General features: G+C 65.4%; 13 protein-coding genes. 2 read left to right on the top strand and 11 right to left on the bottom strand.

Translation table 11 applies throughout. The features are described 5' to 3' along the window. Positions 1-31: 31 nt before the first annotated feature. The 3 genes from QD208_RS07870 to QD208_RS07860 form a co-directional block, all read right to left on the bottom strand. The gene (locus QD208_RS07870; protein WP_279836462.1) at positions 32-1,078 is read right to left on the bottom strand and encodes a 2-dehydropantoate 2-reductase; all 1,047 of its coding nucleotides are present in this window, start codon (positions 1,076-1,078) and stop codon (positions 32-34) included. Positions 1,079-1,155: 77 nt separating this feature from the next. Then, the gene (locus QD208_RS07865) at positions 1,156-3,303 is read right to left on the bottom strand and encodes a DNA topoisomerase III (protein WP_279836461.1); all 2,148 of its coding nucleotides are present in this window, start codon (positions 3,301-3,303) and stop codon (positions 1,156-1,158) included. Positions 3,304-3,372: 69 nt separating this feature from the next. Beyond that, positions 3,373-5,280 (bottom strand): hypothetical protein, encoded by a 1,908-nt coding sequence (locus QD208_RS07860; protein WP_043332458.1) that lies wholly within the window; start codon positions 5,278-5,280, stop codon positions 3,373-3,375. A gap of 267 nt (positions 5,281-5,547) precedes the next feature. On the opposite strand from QD208_RS07860, the gene QD208_RS07855 reads away from it, so the two are divergent. Beyond that, entirely contained in the window at positions 5,548-6,486 is a 939-nt protein-coding gene (locus QD208_RS07855) for a homocysteine S-methyltransferase family protein (protein WP_225347630.1), read from the top strand. Positions 6,487-6,629: 143 nt separating this feature from the next. Next, complete coding sequence (locus QD208_RS07850) at positions 6,630-8,456, top strand: SEC-C domain-containing protein (RefSeq protein ID WP_279836460.1); 1,827 nt, start codon at positions 6,630-6,632, stop codon at positions 8,454-8,456. 177 nt (positions 8,457-8,633) lie between these two features. On the opposite strand, the gene QD208_RS07845 is transcribed toward QD208_RS07850, so the two are convergent. From QD208_RS07845 to QD208_RS07810, 8 genes are all read right to left on the bottom strand, one after another. Next, complete coding sequence (locus tag QD208_RS07845) at positions 8,634-9,878, bottom strand: hypothetical protein (RefSeq protein WP_279836459.1); 1,245 nt, start codon at positions 9,876-9,878, stop codon at positions 8,634-8,636. Between the two features lie 70 nt (positions 9,879-9,948). Further along, complete coding sequence (locus QD208_RS07840) at positions 9,949-11,403, bottom strand: WecB/TagA/CpsF family glycosyltransferase (protein ID WP_172978618.1); 1,455 nt, start codon at positions 11,401-11,403, stop codon at positions 9,949-9,951. Next, positions 11,403-12,485, bottom strand: a complete 1,083-nt coding sequence (locus tag QD208_RS07835; protein ID WP_279836458.1) for a glycosyltransferase family 2 protein — start codon at positions 12,483-12,485, stop codon at positions 11,403-11,405. Before QD208_RS07835 ends, QD208_RS07840 begins: the two co-directional genes overlap by 1 nt. Beyond that, entirely contained in the window at positions 12,482-13,885 is a 1,404-nt protein-coding gene (locus tag QD208_RS07830; protein ID WP_279836456.1) for an oligosaccharide flippase family protein, read from the bottom strand. The genes QD208_RS07835 and QD208_RS07830 overlap by 4 nt, the downstream gene beginning before the upstream one ends. A gap of 146 nt (positions 13,886-14,031) precedes the next feature. After that, a complete protein-coding gene (locus QD208_RS07825; RefSeq protein WP_279836455.1) occupies positions 14,032-15,405 on the bottom strand; it encodes an O-antigen ligase domain-containing protein in 1,374 nt (457 codons plus the stop codon). A gap of 7 nt (positions 15,406-15,412) precedes the next feature. Beyond that, the gene (locus QD208_RS07820) at positions 15,413-16,867 is read right to left on the bottom strand and encodes a hypothetical protein (RefSeq protein WP_279836453.1); all 1,455 of its coding nucleotides are present in this window, start codon (positions 16,865-16,867) and stop codon (positions 15,413-15,415) included. Between the two features lie 58 nt (positions 16,868-16,925). Beyond that, positions 16,926-18,098, bottom strand: a complete 1,173-nt coding sequence (locus QD208_RS07815) for a polysaccharide biosynthesis/export family protein (RefSeq protein WP_279836451.1) — start codon at positions 18,096-18,098, stop codon at positions 16,926-16,928. Continuing rightward, complete coding sequence (locus QD208_RS07810; RefSeq protein ID WP_043332452.1) at positions 18,098-18,457, bottom strand: STAS domain-containing protein; 360 nt, start codon at positions 18,455-18,457, stop codon at positions 18,098-18,100. Before QD208_RS07810 ends, QD208_RS07815 begins: the two co-directional genes overlap by 1 nt. Between the last annotated feature and the right edge of the window lie 140 nt (positions 18,458-18,597).

Here is an 18,597-nt window from a genome sequence, read left to right as displayed (position 1 = left end):
TGGAGTCGCTGGGCTGGTTGTGATGTCGGTCTCAGCGCTGCGGCGTGCTCAGCTGGCGGTAGAGGTCATCCAGCAAGGGCAGGGCCAGCCCATGTCGGGCGGCAGTGCGGCGCAATGGGCCAAGGATCGCCTCGACCTCGGTAGGGCGACCGGCGAGCACATCCTGCAGCATCGAGGCGCGATTGTTGGCGGTCGCACGGATGACCTGCTCGACCAGCGCCTGCCAGCCTTCCCTTGGGGCAGAGATGCCTTCGCTATCCAGTACCGTGCTGATCTCCTCGACCGCCTGGCGAACCATCGGGGCAAATGGCCGGTCACGCAGCTGGCCGTTGCGAATGCGATAGCGTGCCACCAGGGGATTGATCGCCGCATTGATCGCCAGCTTGTGCCACAGGCGAGTCTGGATGTCTGGCGTCTGCTCGCACGCAAACCCTGCAGCCTTGAGCCAGTCACCTTGCATGAGAGCGGCCTGATTGGACTGGCTGTCGTGATCGCCGTCACCGCCACTCTGCCATGCGCCCAGCCAGGTGTGGCCGCGCCCGGCGTGTTGCACGCCAAGGTGCTGGAGTTCATCCGCTGTCGAGTCAGTGTCAGGCGTCGCGCTTGCGCCAGGCTCGGTTGGCAGCCAGGCGCCTTCGGTGGTGCTGGCGCATAGCAGGTTGGCGTGGCGTTCGGCCAGCCACGGCTGAGCGCTCAGGCCATTCTGCCAGCAGGTCACGGGAGTCCCGGGCGTGGTATGTGGTGCCAGTTGCTGCCAGACGGCGGGTACGCCGTGTGCCTTGGTCGTCAGCCAGATGGCGGAAGGCTTTCTAGATGATGAGCCTTGTAGTGTGTCAATTGTTGAATAATTTATCTTTTCGCTAACAATGAGCGATTCCGGCGTGGTCATGTCGAGCATGACATCTTGCTCCACCATTGCCTGACGCCCCAGCAGCAAGACACGCGGTAGCGCGGATGCTCCCTGCTCACGAAGCTCTCGCTGGCGCGCTGCCATCAGCGATGCCGCCAACAGGCGCCCGATGGCGCCCGGGCCGATGATCCACAGCCAGTTATCTTCCGGATCAGTCATTGAGTGCATATTCGTCATCTTGTCATGGAGTGCAGAGCAGTGCGTGAGCGCAAGAGGAGGCCGGTTGTACTTCACCTGACCTGCTGTCAGCTATCGGTCTTGCGCCGTGACGTAGTCGCTCGCTTGCGGGGACTTCTGGAAGAGGCACTTTTACGAGAAGCGCCGTCAGTAGTGCTGCCAGAAGCGGTCTTGCCAGAAGAGCTGCCAGAGGCGCGCTTCTTGTAGGAAGTGGCCTTGCGACGCGAACCGCCCTTGCCACCGCCCTTGCGTGGCGCGGGTGTCGCACCGCCGACGCTGGCCAGTGCCGTGCTCAAGCGGCTGGCGGAGCTATCGGCGAGCAGCGCCCGCAGATCCACGATCAGCTCGCTCAAGAAGGGCGCCGCCGGGTCGCCTTGCTCGTGGATCAAGCTCAGGCGTTGCTCCCACTGTGCGGTGCGCTCCGGGCGCGATACGGCAGGCGGCAGCGCATGAATCAGCGCGCGGCCGATACGCGTGGAGCGCATCGCCTGGCCTTCGCGCACCAGATAGCCGCGATTGATCAGTGTCTCGAGCATGCCGGCGCGTGTCGCCTCGGTGCCCAGGCCATCTACATCGCGCAGCGTGCGCCGCACCGCTTCATCCTCGACGTAGCGTGCGATGTTCATCATCGCCTGGATCAGGCTGGCGTCGTTGAAGGGTTCCGGCGGGCGGGTCTCTTTCTCCTCGATACCACAGTCGAGCACGCAGGCCGGTTCGCTTTCCGTCAGGGCGGGCAGCGGCGGCGGGGTCTTGTCATCGGCGGCTGCGTTCTTGTCAGAGGCCTTCTTGTCAGCCACATCTTTGTCAGCTGCCTCGCTGGCCTCCACAGTGCGCTGGAACAGCACCTTCCAGCCCTCGTCGATGACGCTGCGGCCACTGGCGCGGAAGGGCTCCTTGGCGAAGCGCAGCTCGACCTTGACCTCGCGATAGCGATAGGCCGGGTAGAACTGTGCCAGCACGTTGCGCGTGATCATGCGGTAGAGATTGGCTTCATCGCGCGACAGTCGCGCATAGTCCGGCTCGCGTCCGGTCGGCGCCAAGGCGTGGTGCGCGCTGACCTTGCTGTCATTGAAGGCGCGCGAGCGCAGGCTGAAATCGGCGCCGCCACTGAAGCGTTCAAGCTCGCGGTCACCCGCGCAGGCGCTGATCATCAGATTGGCCATGCCGGCGTGATGTTCGCGCGGCAGGTAGCGGCAGTCGGAGCGCGGATAGGTGATCAGCTGATGACGCTCGTAAAGCGCCTGACAGGTATCGAGGACCTTCTGGGCGGGCAGGCGAAAACGGCGCGCAGCATCGACCTGCAGCGCCGAGAGCGAATAGGGCAGCGGCGCGGGCTGTGACTTGTCGCTGGCCTCGACACTTTCGACATGGCCATCGCCGAGGGTGGTCAAGGTCGCGAGATGGCGGGCGAGGCGCTCGGCGGGACGGCTATCCAGCAGGCGACCCTTGTCATCCAGTGGCAGCGGGGTGCCCTTGTCCGCCAGGCGTTGCAGCCAGGGCGAGCTGGGCGCATGCCACCAGGCCTTGAAGCTGCCCGCCGCCACGCCAGCCTCTATCCACAGCGGGAAGAAGGCGCGAGGCTCGAAGGCCTCGATTTCCTCGTCACGGCGCACGACCAGCCCCAGCAGCGGTGTCTGCACACGCCCCACCGACAATACGCCGTCGTGGCCGGCCTGGCGCCCGGTCAATGTCCAGGCGCGGGTCAGATTCATGCCATACAGCCAGTCGGCGCGCTGGCGCGCCAGCGCGGCTTCATAGAGCGGCTGCCAGCGCTGATTGTCGTCCAGCTTGTTGAGGGCACGGCTGACGGCAGGGCGGTTCATGTCACTGATCAGCAGGCGTTTGACCGGCCCGCGCCAGCGCATGTGCTCCAACACTTCCTGCACCAGCAACTGGCCTTCACGGTCGGGGTCGCCGGCATGCACGACCTCATCGGCCAGCTTGAGCTGCTCGCGGATGGTCTTGAGCTGACCGCGCGCCTGGCTGCGTGGCTTGAGCTTCCATTGCTCGGGGATGATCGGCAGGTGGTCCAGCGACCAGCGCTTGAAGCGCTCGTCGTAGTCATCCGGCGGGGCCTGCTCCAGCAGGTGGCCGATGCACCAGGTGACACGGGTGTCACCGGCATCGATATAGCCGTCGCGCTTGCTTGAGCGTCCGGGCAGCGCCTCGGCAATGGCGCGGGCGAGGCTGGGCTTTTCGGCGATGATCAGGCGCATCGGGCATCCTGCGGTCAAAGGCTGTCGATATGATGATCCATACAGTATGCCGTTGGCCCGAGGCGGGGATCAATCGTCGTCGAGCGCGCGACGCGCCTGGACGAGGGCGCGATACCAGTCGCGGTTGGCGGTCTGGATCAGCGGGGGGCGATTGGAGAGATAGCTGACCGGGTGGTGGTCCGCGGGCTGATAGTTGCTGAGCATGTTGAGCGTCGCTTCACGGGCGCCGAAGGTATCGCGCAGGAACTCGATGGCCAGCGGCTCCAGCTCGACGCGGTAGTGGCGCACCAGCGCGATGGCCAGTGATTCGGCGGTGCGTGACAGGTCATCGTCGATCTCGCGCACCATGGCGCTGCCCAGGGCCGCCTTGGCCGCCGCGGATTGATTGGGCTCCAGCTGGCCGAAATAGGCGGCGTTGGAGCCATTGATGGCGCGCTGCACGGCCGGGCGTGACAGGTGTATGTGGGGCTCCAGCGCGAGGGCGATCTCGACCGCCATCGCCTTGGCCTTGTCGACACCGACGCGCAGCACCGTCTCGCGCGCCTGGTAGGCGATCTCGCTGTCGACGCGCTTGATGCGGCTCTCGTTCAAGTGATCGGCCAGATGCTTGCAGACCTCCGCCTTGGCTTCATCGTCCAGCGCGATGGTCTTTTCCTGGATGCGCAGACCACGACGGCCCGGACCGACCCGCAGGCGGGTGGCGTCATCGGACATCTGCGAGGCGATGTTTTCCCAGCGCTTGGACATCTTGAGGAAGACGGCGTGGCTGCGCCCGACCTGCTCGTAGGCATTGGTCACCGTCTTGTAGAGGCGGATGGCGTTGGTGAGGATGTCGGCGCGCGAGCGCAGCGCGGCGCGATGTTCACGATCGCCTTCATTGACCGCGATCGCCAGATGCGTCACCTGCTCGGCAAGGGCGTCCATCGCCTGGGTGGAGCGCTCCAGCAGTACCTCGGCACGCAGGCCGGAGGCGGCATCCTCCACCAGGGTGCCGGACTGCTCGGCCAGATAGACCGTCAGCGCCTTGAGGCGTGACAGGCCGGTGGCCTGACGAATGCGATAACGCGAGCGGGCATGCTCGAGGTTGTCCAGTGCGCGCGCCAGCTTCCAGCGGCCACGGTATTCGAAGGTCAGCAGCGGAATCTTGCGCCCGCTGATCAGCTCGAAGGCCAGAATCAGCATCTCCTCCACGTCCTGCAGGGTCATCAGCAGGTCGTTGTCCTGCTCGATGGCCGCCAGCACACGCTCGATGAAGTTCTCGTCACGCGGCACGCCGCTGTGCAGATCCGGTGCGCGCCCTTCGAAGCGCTCACGCAGCAGGCCAATGGCCTCGGGGGCCAGCTCGGCCAGCTCATTGAACTGGGGCTCGAGCCATTCGCGGTTGAGGCTGTTCATGTCGCGGATACGCGCATGCAGGCCCACGCGACGGTAGACGTCGATCTGGCTGATGATGCGCGCGGCATCACGGTCATCGAGCAGCTCCAGCGCCGCCAGCTCGACCCCCTCCGGCGCCAGGTCCTGCTTGCGCAGCAGCATGGCCGCCGCTTCACGCCGGCGGGCATCGCCTTCCAGGCTCTCGACGATCAGGTTGCGCGTGGCGAGGATCAGCTCCGGCACGGTGTCGATGACGCGTTCGATCTTGGCTTCCGTGCGGTCATAGCGCCGTGAGCTGGTCAGGTTGTGGGCGATATTGGCCACGATACCCGCGACACCGGTGATGACGGTGTAGGAGATGAAGAAGATGTAGTTCTCGAAGGTCGGTTCCTTGCCGTAACCGAGCAGATAGCCGCCCCAGGCGCCGATCAGCGTCACCGGGCCTGCGGTCCACAGGATCTGCATCAGACTCACCGACCAGGGCACACGCTCCACGGCCTGGGTAATGCGGCGAATCTCGTCGCGGCCCTCACGCTCCAGACGCACCTGGGGCGCGTCGTTGGCAGTGTTGGCTCGGGGACGAAAGGGGCTCGGCAACAGCAAGGCAGGCTTCCTTGATTGAACGGGGTGGGGCTTCTGGCACGACATGGGCTGCCGAGAGGTTCGTGAGCACTAGCCTCGAGCGCAGCGCGGGGCAAAGGGTGTCGTCAACAGTAGCATTGGGCAGCCTTTTGGCTCCAGTGAGCAAGGGCCGCAAGCGGGTCGAGCGTGGTAGAATTTCGCCCGCCACTGACTGGCCAGCGGGTCTCGCCAGGTCGTCAGGCTCACGCTAGGACATCAAAAAGCTCTGGAGGTTGTGTGGAACGAGACTTGGAAGCAGGAAAGGGTGCAGGTGACGGGGCTGAAGTCGTGTTGCTGGACGGCGGCATGGGCCAGGAACTGGTGCGTCGTAGCGGTCGTGAGCCGACGCCACTGTGGTCGTCTCAGGTGATGCTGGACCAGCCTGAGCTGGTGCGTGACCTGCACCTGGATTTCATTCGTGCCGGCGCGCGCGTCATCACGCTCAATACCTACACGGCCACGCCGCAGCGTCTGGGCCTGGCGGGTGTCGGCGAGTCGATCGCGGCCATTCATGCTGCCGCTGGCAAGGCCGCGCGGGATGCCATCGCCCTGAGTGGCGAGGCGGATGTGCGCGTGGCAGGCTGCCTGCCGCCGCTGGTCGCCACCTATCGTCCCGATGTCGCGCCGAGTGCTGACGAATCCCTGGCCAGCTATCGCCGGTTGGTGGAATTGCAGGCGCCGCTGGTCGATGTCCTGCTGTGTGAGGCGCTGTCTTCCTGCGTCGAGGCTCGCGCCGCTGCCACCGCCGCACTCGAGAGCGGCTTGCCGGTATGGGTCTCGCTGACGGTGAAGGATGACCTGACCGCGACCCTGCGCAGCGGTGAGCCGCTGGCAGACGCGATCAGCATGCTGCAAGCGATGGGCGTGGACGCGATCCTGATCAATTGCAGCGCGCCGGAAGCCATTCAGGGTAGTCTGGAAAATCTGCTGGCCAGCCCGCTGCCGACCGGTGCCTATGCCAACGGCTTCACCTCCATCGCGGAACTCAACCCCGGCGGCACCGTCAAGGACCTCAAGGCGCGCGAAGACCTGGGGCCTAAGCAGTACGCGGCGCATGCGCTGGGGTGGGTCAATGCCGGCATTCGTATCGTCGGCGGTTGCTGCGAAGTGGGCCCGGCGCATATCGCCTGCCTGGCCGAACAGCTCAGGTCAGCAGGTTATCGCTGCGTCAGCCGCTTGAGTGAGTGAACGATGAGGGGCGAGGCTTCCTCGTGATAGACTTCGCCCCTTGATTCGCAGGTTCTGACGGGCATCGCGCCTGAGGAAACGCCGAGGCGACGATCGGGATGCGGTGTCTGCAGGACTGTGAAACGCTTTTTTAGGGAGATGCCATGCTTGCCGAGTGGGTCGAACGGCTCTTGAGTTACGCCAGTGGGGCACTTGATGCCATCCGCGCCGATGAATCCTTTCCTGCCTTCATGCAGTGGGCGCATTCGGAGGGCGTGAACTACAGCGGTGGCGACGAAGCGCTGGCGGTAGCGCTGGCGCCGGTGCTGTGGAGCCAGACTCCGCTGGTGCGACTCGATTTCGCGCGCGAGTCGTTGGCACCGCCCGGACGCAACGAGCCTTGCTGGTGTGACTCGGGTCGCAAGTACAAGCAGTGCTGCGACAAGGTGCAGCTGCCGGCGATACCAGACCACCTGATGTGGATGCTGTCGCTGCGCGAGTTCAAGGGTGAACAGCTCAAGGCGGCGCTGGCCTCTGGTCTCGCGCCGGCGCAGGCGCTGCTCGAGGCGGGGCTGATCAGCGCCGAGAGCGGCAATCGTGGTCGGGCTCAGCAGATCATGGAGGCGCTGTTCGATACCAACGACTGGTCGCGTCTGCCCGAGCAGGCCGAGCCTGGCTTCGAGCTGCTGCTGGATCTCTATCAGGAGCGCGGTTTCACCCGCAAGAAGGCGCTGCTGCTCGATGAGGTGCTGGAGCGTGGCCCCGCCTTCCTGCGCGGCGTCGCCCTGGAGCATCAATGTCTGCTGCATCTGGACAGCGATGATCTGGGCTCGGCGCGCGCCGCCTTCATTCGTGCCCAGCAGACGCTGCCCGATTCGCCGACGCTGGCGTATATCGAAGCCATGCTGCTGCTGCACGAGGGCCAGCCGGAAGAGGCGCAGGATCGTGCGCGCTTCTGGTGGCGTCGACTGTCCAAGCAGAAGGACATCGAGCCCGGTCAGCTGGAATTCCTGGCGGATCTGGCCGAAAACCCGCGTGCCACGCTTGCCGAGCAGATGGTCAATTCCGATGAGTCGCTGTCGGATTCACTGGCCGCCCTGCAGGCGCTGTTCGAGGTGATCGAGCATCCGCCGCGTCTGGCGCTGGAAACGCAGGAAGATGGCAGTCTGCTGTTCCGTCAGAATGCGGAGCAGGCCGTGACACTCGGGCTCTGGGAGGCGGTCTTCCCGGCGCGTATCGAGGAAGAGGCGGCACTGGCGCTGGATATCGATCCCTGGGATGTCCAGGACCCCAACGAGTGGCTGCAGCAGCTGTGCGCCAGCCCCGAATGGCTGGACGTTCCGGCGGTGTGTCAGGGGCTGATTCTGGCACTGGCCAGTCGCTTCGGTAGCCTGCCGTGGATGTCGGACACCTTCTTCGTGCCGCTGGCACAGCGCTTCGATCGTTGGCTCGATCAGATCGAACAGGCCGGCGGCCTGTTGCGCTGGGAAGATGGCGACAACGCCCAGTTGCTGCGCTGTGGGCTGGGGCTGGTGATCGGCATGGAGCGCGGTGAGCGCGAGCGTTCGCGCCAGCTGGCGGAGCGCCTGCTCAAGCTCGACGAGGAAGACAGCCTCGGCCTGCGTGAGCTGGTGCTGGATCAGCTGCTGCGCGAAGGCCGCAACGACGAGGCCGTGACCCTCGCCGAACATGATATCGAGCGACGTGCCGTCGATGAGGAAATGCCGCTGTTGGGCATCCTGATGGGCCAGGTGCTGGCGCTCTATCGACTGGGTCGCGACAAGGACGCCGAGCAGGCACTCGAGATCGTGCGGGAAGCCAATTCGCATCTGATCAGCCTGCTGCTGGCGGAGCATCCGCGGCCGGTGAGTCTGGCGGTGGAAGCACCGGAGCCCGGCACGCGTGGTGAGGCCTGGCAGTACCGCACCCTGATGCGCGACCAGTGGAAGCGCAGCGAAGGCGCGCTTGCCTGGCTGGCCAAGCATCGCTGAGCCGGTGTCAAAGGCTGCTCATGCTGCCTGACGAGTGATCGCAAGCGCTCGCATGACTAGACCTCGTGTGACAAGGCCCCGTATGAAAAACCCCGCAGTGCCACGGCACTGCGGGGTTTTTTCGTGTCTCGCCTTGCATCGCGAGGCGGGCTCAGGGGGAAGCGTGAACGGAGGCGATCACTGCTGCTTGCCTTGCTGACGCAGACGCCAGGCTTCTCGAATGGCGCCGCGTAGCCCCGGCGTCTGGCCGACCTGGATGGCCTCCAGCGTCGCGGCGAAGGCATCCGGTGTGGCGCGCCAATCCGGGGGCTGGATGGCACCTGCACTGCTGATGCCGACCCTGTCCAGTGGCGGTGGCGAGCGCTCGGGCAGTGCCCCGAAAAGCCGCATGCGGCTGTCCTGCACCTGGCGCAGGCGATGGCGAAGCTCCTTGTAGCGTGAGCCGAAGGGGCGTGTGGCCAGGGTGATCAGGGCCGCCAGAATCCGCTCTTGCCATTCAGGGCGTGCCGGGTTGCGGTAGGCGACGCCGCGTTGCGAGGCGGCACCTGCCTGGCGGCGGTCCTTGAGCCAGTGCGGGGCCGTCCTGTCGAGCGCCTCGCCTTCGAACAGGATGCCGGCGTTGACCTGCTGGCCACCGTGCACGCGGGTGAAGGGCAGGATGACGCAGTCCTCGAGCATGGCGCCTTCTTCCACGTAGCTGCCCTGTTCGAGGCAGCAGTGTCCCTTGAGCAGCACGCCGGGCTCCACATGGGTGGTGATGCCGGCGAAGCCACCAGTGAGGCGCGATTCATCCAGGCGGGTCGCGCCGGCGGCGTAGTAGACGTGGTGCAGGTCCTGCTCGCCGGGTAATACTCCGCGCTCGCCATGTGGTGTCAGGCCTGAGTCATCGGCATCCAGTGCCTGCATCACCAGGGCGTGATAGTGCGACAGCGAGGCCAGCAGGGCTGGCCCCAGCTGGGGATTGTCGCGCAGCTCCGGCCAGTGCAGGCGAGCGAGAGACGGGTCTGCCACGCTGTCCGGATGACAGACCGGCGCGCCTGACGCCATGGCCTGCTCGCTGATCGCGAGGCTATCATCCTTGAACCACTCCGGCATCAGCAGCACATCGGCACGCAGTACCGGGGCGGGCAGGGCGGCCATGGCGCCGAGTCGCTTGATCTGCTCGCGCGGGTCTCGCTCGCCGGGCATCGGCAGAATGTCGAGATCGATGCCCCAGCGTGAACCATCGGCGATACGCGCCCGGAACCACTCGGGGTCACGGGCGATGATCAGGCTGATATGCGTCACGCCTCGCCCGACCAGCAGGTCGAGGTTGCGCTCCAGCACGCTGCGTCCGGCAATCGGCAGCAACGCCGGTGAGTAACGGCGGTCAATCGGCGCGACTTCCTGGCCGAGGCGGTCCGCCAACAGGATCACATGCATTGCACACCTCCTTGGCATGAGTCGTGATATTGGCGCAGCGCAGCACGAATGAGAGAGGGAGTCTCGCGCATCAGTAGGCTCCACGGCTGGTCAGAACGGCAGGAATCGTGCGCAACAGCAGCTTGATGTCTTCCTTGATGCCCTGACGATGCAGGTAGAAGAGATCCAGATGGATCTGTTGCTCGAAGGACAGGTCCGAGCGCCCCGACACCTGCCACAGCCCGGTCAGCCCCGGGGTGGCATCCAGACGCATGCGCGCACGCGCTTCGTAGAGCGCCACCTCGCGGGCGAGGGCGGGGCGCGGCCCGACCAGCGCCATCTCGCCGCGCAGCACGTTCCACAGCTGCGGCAATTCATCGATGGAAAGCTTGCGGATGATACGACCCACCCGCGTGATGCGCGGGTCCTGCTTCATCTTGAACAGCACGCCACCCTCGCTCTCGTTGGCGGCCTGCAGTTCGCGCAGACGCTCTTCGGCGTCGATGTACATCGAGCGGAACTTCCACAGCTTGAACGGCTTGCCGTGACGCCCGATACGCTCCTGGCCGAACAGCACCGGGCCTGGCGATTCCAGGCGGATGGCCAGCACGGTGCCCAGCAGCAGCGGTGACAGCACCAGCAGCACGCCGCTGGCGCCGACGATATCCATGGCGCGGCGCGCGCGCGGGGTCAGCCAGTTGCTCACTCGCCATCGAAAGTGGCGCCAGTTGGAGCGTGACTTCATCCACAGGCCACGGCCGGGAATCGCCTCTTCCCCATACCTGCGCACGCTCATCAGAAAGCTCGGGTTGCCAAGCACGTAGCGCTTGAACATGCGGCGTGGCTCCATCAGCAGCCGCCAGGCCCATTCCATGCCCAGTCTGCGCACGACGCCCGGCGCACGCGGGATGCGCTGGGAATAGAAGTCGAACAGACCGCCGACGCCCATGACCACCGGCACCTCGAGTCGCTCACGGTAGGTCGAGATCCACTTCTCCTGGGCCGGCACGCCCATCGCCACCAGCAACAGGTCAGTGCCCTGATTGATCTGCGCCAGCACGTCGTCGATGATTTCCGGGCCGATGAAGCCGTGATGCACGCCACTGATCTCGAGCGTCGGCCATTGCTCGCGAAGCTTGTCGGCCATCCTGTCGGCCACGCCCGGCGCGGCGCCGAGCAGGAACAGGCGCTTGTTCTCCGCCACCAGCATGTCGCACAGGTGGGGCAGCAGATCGGTGCCATTGAGGTTGGCCTCAAGCTCCTGGCCGAGCATGCGGCAGGCCATCTTGACGCCGCTGCCATCGGGCAGCAGTAGGTCGCTGTCATGCAGTACCTGCATGTAATAGCGATCGACCTGGGCCACGTTCAGGCAGTGTGCATTGACGAAATTGACGGTGCGCGGCTGTGGGTCGCTGATCCAGCTCTTGAGCAGGCTCAGGCAGGTGTCGAGGCTGGTGTTGACGAAGGGCACCCCCAGTACCTTGACGTGAGGCAGTGTCTTGACGCGCTCAGTGGTGAAGAGGGCTTGATCCAATGGCTGGCTCATCATGGCGACTCCACTTCATGAGCGTCCTGCTGTTGATTCGGTCTGGCCGACTGCGGGCGCGGCGCATTGTCGATCTTCTTCTTCTGCGCCTTGCCGATGACCCCCTGGGCGAGCCCTTCACAACGCAGATAGAGACTCTTGGGCATCACGCGCAACATCAGGGCGGCCCCTGCCGTGGCGGCGGTGCGCCCGAATTCCGCCTTCCAGATGCCCGGCCATGCCTTGACGGCGCGGCGGCAATACTCCCAGGCAGCATCCCCGTCACGCAGGCGAATCGCCTGACGTGACAGGTAGCGCAGTTGGTAGGCCTGGGCGCGGGGATACCACTGCTCGATGAAGTCAGGCGCGTAGGCGCGCGTCAGCTCGACGATCGCAAGCCAGCTCTGATACTGGCGCTCCAGTTGTGCCGAAAGCCCGCCTTCATTGAGCCGGTAGCGGGTCAGCGGCTCGGGAATGCCCTCCACCGTGGTGCCGGTCTTGAGGGCGATGCGTGTCCAGCATTCGATATCTTCGCTCTGGCGCAGGCTCTCATCGAAGTAACAAGGCAGCACACCGCCCCCCTTGACCTCACAGTCGAAGGCGATGGCCTCGAGAATCTCGCGGCGGATGACCGGCGCCGAGCCATTGCCCACCGGGTTGCGACAGAACAGCAGCCCCGGCGTGATGTCGGTCAGGCTCGGCATCTGGTAGTAGTCCAGCGGTTCGCCGTCGGCATCGATGAAGGCCGAGCGCGAGAAGGACAGGCCTACCTCGGGGCGTGCCTCGAGGTGCTCGCGGTGGCGCGCCAGCTTGGCGGGCTCCCAGATGTCATCGGAGTCCAGAAAGGCCAGATAGCGGCCCTGAGCGGCACGTACGCCCGTGTTGCGGGCCCCGGCCAGGCCGCGATTGACCGGATGCGTGATCAGCGTGAGACGCGGGTCGTCGTAGGCCTCGCAGATCGCCCGGCTGCCATCGGGGGAGCAGTCGTCGACGATGAGCAGTTCGAAGTCGCCGTCCTCCTGCGCCAGCACGCTGTCGATGGCGGCCGCGACGAATCGTTCGACGTTGTAGATCGGCATGATGACCGAAAAGGTCGGGGTCATGGTCTGGCCTCCTGGACGTCCCTGTCTGGGGAAAGCGATGCGGTGGATGCTGCGTGAGGTGTGTCTGGTGTGTCTGGTGTGTCTGGTGTGTCTGGCGAGTCTGGTGGCGGCGCATCTGTCATCCGGCCGTCCTGAGCGAGGATCAGCCGGCGTGTCCACAGGTAGCCGGGCAGGGCGGCCAGGCTGATACCGACCAGAATGCCGGCCGCGACGCCATTGATGCCGAAGGGCACGCCGGCGAACATGCCGGCGCCGAGCATCAGCGTCATGAAGATCTGCAGCTTGAGGTCTGCCCCCGGCATGCCCTGGGCGCGCAGCAGCTGGCCGCAGCTGTCGAGCAGGATGCGCGGCAGGGCGGAGAGACAGATCAGGATCAGGATCGGCAGGGCGCCACGCTCGACCCAGGCCTCCCCGAACAGGATCGGCACGTACCAGGGGGCCAGCAGGCTCTGGGCGATGATGGCGGGCACGGCGACCAGCGCGAACAGGCGCATGCCGTGGTGCATGCGTGCCAGTCGTTCGCGAGGCGTCATGTCGCCGCAAAGCTGCGGGAAGATGGCGGTGGAGTAGGCGCGCAAGAGTCCCAGGCTGATGCCGAGCCCGGCATTGAAGGCAAAGAAGTAGACGCCGAGCACGTCCATGGCGAACAGGGCGCCGACCAGCAGGTAATCCATCTGCTGACGCAGTACCGAGACCACCTCGACACCCATCATCGGGCGCGCGAAGCTCATCAGCGGCCGCGACCAAAGCGTGGAGGGGCGCTCATCAATGCGCCATGACTCGCACCAGCGGTAGGTCAGGGTCCAGATGGGCGTCACGATCAGCTTGGGCAGGATCAAGGCCCAGAACCCGGCGCCCATGGCGGCCAGCAGCATCACACCGATGGCCTCGCCGATGCTCTGGCCCATCTCGATGCGCGCCGTGATGTGCAGGCGGTTGCTGCGCAGAATTCGCGCCGCGTTGATGGCGGCGGGGGGCAACATCGGGAAGATCAGCGCCAGCGCCATCAGCGGCAGGGTCAGATCGGGAGCGTCATAGAGGTAGGCCAGCAGCGGGGCCAGTGCCATCTGCAGCACCATCAGGCCAAGACACACCACCCAATTGAACCAGTAGGCATCGCGGCACAGGCGTTCATATCCCTCGCGACCGGCCTGCACCAGAGCGGGTACCACGGCGGCATTGGAGATAGCGTGCATGATCTCGTGCGCGGTGAGCACGATGGCGGCGATACCGAAGGACTCCGGCGCGATCATGCGCGCCGCCACCAGGGTCGCGCCCAGACGCGCTATGCGGTGCACCCCTTGCGACATGCCCATCCAGGCCAGATTGCGGATCAGGCGGCCATTGCCACCGTCTCCACCACCTGTCAGACGTGTCTTGAGTCGCGTGATCACCCCCATCGCCTGGCTCCCTGGCTTGTCGTGCCTTTCCAGGCATCTGGTCTTGTCAGTCATGCTTTTGAACGGCTGGTGTAGCCACTCTAGCGCAATGTACTGATGAATTGGCGTGATCTGGCGCAGCCTTGTTCCACTATTCCGAGATCTGGCTAGGTTGCCGTGTCGCTGCTGCCGGTATCGGCGGAGGTGGGCGCCGCCCTTGAAAGCGGCTTCTCCACATCCACCGGCCCCATGTTGTGGATATGCCCTTCGCTGGCGGGCAGGCCCGCCAGCTGGTGCGCCTTGCCGATCAGGATCAGGCCCGGCCAGATCAGGTAGGCCAGAATCTCCAGATTCTCGCCGAAGGAGTAGACGAACAGCAGGCCGACCATGATCAAGCCCAGCTGCACGACAGGGCGGCCGACCACGAAGCGCAGCAGATGCAGCAGGCTGACCAGCATCGGCACCAACAGCGCGAACAGGCCGAAGATGCCCTTGACGAACAGCAGCCCATACCAGCTGTGGTGTGAGCCGATCGGCATGTACTCCACCAGGTGCGGGCCGCGTTCGACGATGCCGTGGCCGAACCACGGCGCCTCGTTGCGCCAGCGATCCACCGCGATGCGCCCCAGCGCGGCCCGCACACGAGTCGAGTCCGCCCGCGAGCCCTTGAAGGCGGCGATGAAGTTGTCGATGGCCTCCAGGATCGGCGCGCCGAGAAAGCCACCGATCAGGCTGACGCCGGAAAAGCTGAACCACAGCCACGGCTTGTGCAGACGCTTGAGCAGGAACATCCCGGCGCTGATCAACACCAGCGACACCAGCGCCATGCGCGAGCCGGACATCAGGATCATCAGCACGCTGCCGCCGATGCCGATTGCCTTCCACAAGGGATGCTTCTCGAGCAGGGCGCAGGCGAAATAGATGCTGGCGACAAAGCCCACCGCCGGTGCCCAGGGCGTGAACAGGCGCCAGCGCGGCATGCCGCTGCCGGGGTCGATCTCATAGAGCGAGACGGCGAAGAATTCCGGCCCCGGCCCGCCGATGGCCTGCAGCGGCGAGACGAAGGGCACCTGAGGCAGCCCCGCCAGCCAGGCGCCGACGAATACCGGCAGCAACAGCATGGTGTGCAGGCAGACATGCATGGCCGCGCGGATGATCACCGCCGGGCGGATCGCCAGACAGCCGATGATCGGGAAGACCGCCAGCAGCGCCCAGCCCTTGGCCCAGCCGATGGAGGACTTGATCAGCTTGCCGGTGCCGAGGTTCTCGATCAGGTGGCCGGCCAGCAGCGAGAACTCCATCACGATCATGCCGATGATCCACACCCACAGTGGCCAGGGCAGGCGCGGAAAACGCTGGCGGCCCTTGAGGTGCAGCCAGGCGGCACGCATCACCAGTGACCATGCCAGCACCGGTGCCAGCACGTAGAGGCCGCCGACCAGATAGAACAGGTAGGTCGCGGTGATCGAGAACCAGATGATGCGTTCTTCCGGGGTCTCGGGGCGGACATCCGCCTCTGGCCCCGCCTTCAGGGAAAACATCGGCGGCTCACACGCTTTGCTGCAGACGCAGCAGGTAGGGTTTTCTGATCCACAGGAGAATCAGGCCGATGATGCTGAAGACGCTCGCGGCGAGCGCGCCGACGATGGCCAGCTTGATGCCCAGCGAATCCGCCTTCTCGGGCAATGGCGGCGGATCGAGGATCTGCAGCATCGGGTAGCTGGCGAAGGGGTCGATCTGACCGATATCAATCTTGGCCAGCGCCGTGGTGTAGACCGCCGTGGCGACCTGTTGCTCGCGCAGCAGGTCCTGCAGCTGGGCGGCCTTGGCGACGCTGTTGTCCAGCCGCTGCTGGCGGGCCGCCAGATTGGCCCGCCCGGTGGCAAGCTCGCTGATCACGCCGCGCCGCTGGGTATCCAGGGTGATCAGCTCGCCGACCAGGGTGTCCTGATTGGCATGGCCGGACGCGGCACGCAGGGCATTCTGGTTGCGCGAGGATTGGCGGGGCAGCAACTGGCGCATGCGTGAGGCCAGCGAGCGCTCGAGGGAATCAAGCCCCGCGGCCAGATTGATGACTTCCGGATTGCGCTCGCCCCATTTGCCGCGCGCTTCATCGAGACTGGCCGCCTGCTCCGCGGCTTGAGTCAGCAGCGCCTGATAGCGGGCGTCGCGCTGCAGGGCGATCACGCCACCGGCCTGGCCGGCGTCCAGTCCCAGGCGACTGGACAGGGTGGCGAGCCGGGCGTTGAGGGCCGACAGCTCGCCATCCCGCGTCTCGAGTGTGTCCTTGAGCGCCTCGACACTCAGCGTCAGTTCCTTGAACTGCTCCATGGAAACCAGCCCTGAGGTGGACTGGAACTCGAGCAGCTTGCGCTGGGTTTCCTTGAGCGTGCGATCGTAGGTCTCGAGTGAGCGACGGATGACGGCCTCGCGGCGCGCCTGCTCATCATTGCGCAGCTGTTCGATCACCTCATTGAAGGCATCGATGTGCGTATTGGCACGTGCAAGCGCGGCCTTGGCGCTCGGCGCGCTGGTCTGGAAGGCGATCAGCGCGGTCTGGTCGGTCAGCTTGATCTTGGGCTTGCCGTAATCGTCGGGATGCATGTCGACCGTGCTGGCGGCACGCTCGAGCACGGCAGGGCTCTCGGCGATGGCGCGGTAGTTGACCTTGGGGTCCAGCGAGGAGCTGGAGTAGGAAGAGTTGGCGCTGGTGCTGGCCTGGCCGATGCTCTCGAAGTTCACCGATAGACCGGAGCCGGTGCCGGGCAGGATCATCGTCCAGCTGGTGGTGTAGGTGACAGGTGCCACGGCGATGAAGGCGATGGTCAACCCCCAGATGACACTCAGGATGGCGGTCGCCAGCAACAGGTAGGCCGCGCGGCGGGTGCGCGGGCGCATGCTGGAGCCACGCGCCGCCCAGCCCAGCAGGACGCCCAGGAATCGGCGCCCCAATGAGGGCTTGGCTGCGTCTTGTGGTGTGTCGGGTGAGCGGGACTCTGTCATGCACATCCTTGTCGCGTGGTAGTGATCAGTCGCATTCCATCAACGGACAGGCGATGGGTTACAGCAGAGTGGCCGGCGTCAGCAGGTCAGTCAGCGTGCGGGCGATATCACGGATGTTGGTGACACCGGAGTCATAGCAGCCGACCACATCTTCGGGCATCAGATAGGGATTGACGCCCACATCCGCCGGATTGGCCAGCAGGGCATCGATACCGCGATCGACCACGACCGGCTGATGCGTCATCGGGTTGGTACTGATCAGCACCGCGCGGCGCGAGCCGGAGGTCGCCTGGATGCCGCCGACGCAGTTGGCATTGATCACGCCCTGCAGCATGCGCACGCCGTAGGGCACCTGCGAGCGCAACACCGTGTAATTGCTGACGTTGTTGTTGTTGGCCGGGGTGGTCAGGTTGGAGGCATAGATGACGATGCCCGGCGCGGTGAGCGGCGAAGGGCGCATCAGTGCGGCCTGGAAGGCGCCGCTGGAGGGCACGTGGATGCGGTCACCCACACGCAGCCAGGGATTGGCGGCATATTCGCCGTCGATCAGGCCGCGCATGTCGAGAATCTGTGTCTGGCCGTCGCGAATCAGCTCGATATGGCTCAGGTCCGCGTCGGGGCGGATGCCTCCGGCCGTGGTCAAGGCCGCCGACAGACGACGCTGTTGACTGGCATCGCCGCCGGCGAAATCGCGGCGCACCATGCGCTCTTCCGGCAGGCGGGTATTGATGACCGCCTCGCCCGGGAAGAACACCGCGCCGGACACCGCAACTGCCAACGGCGCCCATTCCTCGAGCCGGATGCTGACATGCGCCAGACCCGGGCGAATCAGCTCTTCCTCTACCAGACGCCGGGTGATCTCATCCGCCAGGGCGTCGATGGTCTTGTTGGAGGCCTCGACCGGCGAGAGCCACGGCAGGCGCAGGCGTCCGTCATGATCCACCTCGTAGCTGCCATCGAAGAGTTCGCTGCCGGCGACCCTGACGCTCAGACGATCGCCCGCCGCCAGCCGCTGGTCATCCCCCGCGGGCAGTTGCATGAAGCGATCATCGGCATGAGGGGCAGGCAGCTCCAGCGGCCAGTGGGTCGCCTGTTGCCAGTGATCTTCGGCGGGGGTGTCGTCCAGCATGATCGGCGTACAGCCGCCCATCAGGCCGGCCGTGATCGCGACGCCCAGCAGGCGTCGAAGAGAGCGGGAAAGGGAGCTGGGCCGAGTCAGGTCGCGTTTCATCAGGCTACCTCACGAGAAGGCCCTGTCCGCGTGTCGCCGCTCGACTCCAGCAGCGGGTCGCGCTGATAGTAGATATCGAAGAGCTCGAACAGGCGCACGCGCTCCAGCTCTGTCTGCATGACCGGCGAGGGCTCGACCACCACCAGCGCCGCCGGGGACAGCGCATCATGCAGACTGACCAGCACCGAGAGCCCATCGGCATCGATGGCCTCGACATGGCTGAGGTCCACCGCCAGCGTGCCGGTGTGCTCAGGAATCATCGCCAGCATCTCCTGGCGGAAATAGCGCGCGAGCTCGCCTGTCAGCTGGGCAGGCGGCGTGATCATGATGCCTTCGTGAATCCGGGTGGTGATGGGCATGACGGGCTCCCTGTGCTTGATGTCACCGCCAGGCGCCAGCTGGGCCTGCGGTGCAGCTTGTTATCTTTATGCACTATGCCGCATAAGCATCGTTTACCTGCTGTTACAGTGTCAACGACGCCGACTGACTTGCCTCATTC

It is taken from the genome of Cobetia sp. 29-18-1 (assembly GCF_029846405.1).
Classification (GTDB): Bacteria; Pseudomonadota; Gammaproteobacteria; order Pseudomonadales; family Halomonadaceae; genus Cobetia; species Cobetia amphilecti.
Note: the sequence above shows the minus strand (reverse complement) of the source record. Positions and strands in the feature narration are given on the sequence as shown.

Coding starts and splice junctions, on each gene's coding strand:
- QD208_RS07870 (WP_279836462.1), bottom strand. CDS start 1,078: ATGCACTCAATGACTGATCCGGAAGATAACTGGCTGTGGATCATCGGC.
- QD208_RS07865 (WP_279836461.1), bottom strand. CDS start 3,303: ATGCGCCTGATCATCGCCGAAAAGCCCAGCCTCGCCCGCGCCATTGCC.
- QD208_RS07850 (WP_279836460.1), top strand. CDS start 6,630: ATGCTTGCCGAGTGGGTCGAACGGCTCTTGAGTTACGCCAGTGGGGCA.
- QD208_RS07845 (WP_279836459.1), bottom strand. CDS start 9,878: ATGCATGTGATCCTGTTGGCGGACCGCCTCGGCCAGGAAGTCGCGCCG.
- QD208_RS07840 (WP_172978618.1), bottom strand. CDS start 11,403: ATGAGCCAGCCATTGGATCAAGCCCTCTTCACCACTGAGCGCGTCAAG.
- QD208_RS07835 (WP_279836458.1), bottom strand. CDS start 12,485: ATGACCCCGACCTTTTCGGTCATCATGCCGATCTACAACGTCGAACGA.
- QD208_RS07830 (WP_279836456.1), bottom strand. CDS start 13,885: ATGGGGGTGATCACGCGACTCAAGACACGTCTGACAGGTGGTGGAGAC.
- QD208_RS07825 (WP_279836455.1), bottom strand. CDS start 15,405: ATGTTTTCCCTGAAGGCGGGGCCAGAGGCGGATGTCCGCCCCGAGACC.
- QD208_RS07820 (WP_279836453.1), bottom strand. CDS start 16,867: ATGACAGAGTCCCGCTCACCCGACACACCACAAGACGCAGCCAAGCCC.
- QD208_RS07815 (WP_279836451.1), bottom strand. CDS start 18,098: ATGAAACGCGACCTGACTCGGCCCAGCTCCCTTTCCCGCTCTCTTCGA.
- QD208_RS07810 (WP_043332452.1), bottom strand. CDS start 18,457: ATGCCCATCACCACCCGGATTCACGAAGGCATCATGATCACGCCGCCT.